The sequence below is a fragment of the Desulfuribacillus alkaliarsenatis genome, assembly GCF_001730225.1.
GTDB classification, from domain to species: domain Bacteria; phylum Bacillota; class Bacilli; order Desulfuribacillales; family Desulfuribacillaceae; genus Desulfuribacillus; species Desulfuribacillus alkaliarsenatis.
In genome coordinates, this window is sequence record NZ_MIJE01000020.1 from 1 (window position 1) to 1,350 (window position 1,350).

The window sequence follows — 1,350 nt, forward strand, 5'->3', positions numbered from 1 at the left end:
CCTCAATTGTAAAATGAATTTCCATATCAGTTAGGTAAACCCGGGGTAATAACTACTTGTGGATATCGGTATCCACCTGTATGGATTTTTACATTACAAATTAATAGAGATAGTTATATAAACATTAAGGAAGACTGAAAGAAAATCAGTTTTCCTCTTTTTTATTAATTGCTTTCCATCATAGTCACTGGTACGTTTAAATAGCTGGTGGCAATGAATTGAGGAGAGCAGTCATGTCAAAATATCTAACCTTCGATCAAAGACTCGAAATTGAGATTGGTTTGAAAGAAAGGCTTTCTTTTGGCGAGATAGCCGAAAAGTTGGCAAAAGATCGAACAACCATATCCAAAGAGATCAGACGAAATCATATTGTTAAAAAGACAGGATATTCAGGTTGGCCTTATAACGCTTGTAAACATCGACATTCATGCAATAAATCTAAAGTCTGTGATGAGTGCAAATACTCTTCAAGGATATATTGCAAACTCTGTAAGCTTTGTAATGAAAGTTGTCAATTCTATGAAGAAGAAATCTGCGTTAGTAAATTCAAACCCCCTTATGTATGTAATGGGTGTGCTCAGATCGACAAATGCACCTTATCCAAACCATATTACAGTGCGATTGATGCCCATAATACTTTTTCAGAGACTATTTCAGAGGCGCGGAGTGGCATTATAACAAATGAGCTAGAAATTGCTAGAATTAACGCCTTAATAACACCACTGATACGCAATGGACAGTCAATTCACCAAATCTATGTGAACCATGTAGATGAACTAATGTGTAGCGAGAAAACCCTTTATAACTATATTGATGCGTGCCTGTTTGATGTAAGAAACATTGATCTTCCTCGCAAGGTTAAGTATCGTCCTCGTTATAAAAAGCCTGTGTTTAAGGTAGATAGAGGCTGTCGTATTGGTCGTAATTATAAGGACTTCTGTGACTTTATGCTAAAGAATCCAGATTATTGTGTAGTACAAATGGATTCAATGATTGGTACACAAGGAGGAAAGGTACTGCTTACGTTACACTTTGTGGCTTCGAGTTTTATGATGGCCTTTCTCCGAAAAGCAAATACATCACAATCAGTTATTGACGTATTTAGTGACATGTATGAAACCCTTGGTAAATCAACATATAAGAAGCTTTTCCCAGTAATTCTTACTGATAATGGCAGTGAATTCTCCAACCCTAAAGCCATAGAATACTCAGCAGCGGGAACCCATAGAAGTCACCTGTTTTATTGTGATCCTAGTGCTCCTTACCAAAAAGGTTCAATAGAAGTTAATCACTCTTTAATAAGAAGAATATTGCCAAAAGGGAAATCTTTTAATGACTTAACACAGGATG

The 1,350-nt window shown here is 36.2% G+C and carries 1 protein-coding gene; it reads left to right on the forward strand.

Annotation, left to right across the window (positions count from 1 at the left end; all coding sequences use genetic code 11):
• Window positions 1–233 precede the first annotated feature (233 nt).
• A partial coding sequence (locus BHF68_RS07310; protein WP_069643003.1) for an IS30 family transposase occupies window positions 234–1,350 on the forward strand: 1,117 nt, incomplete at its 3' end.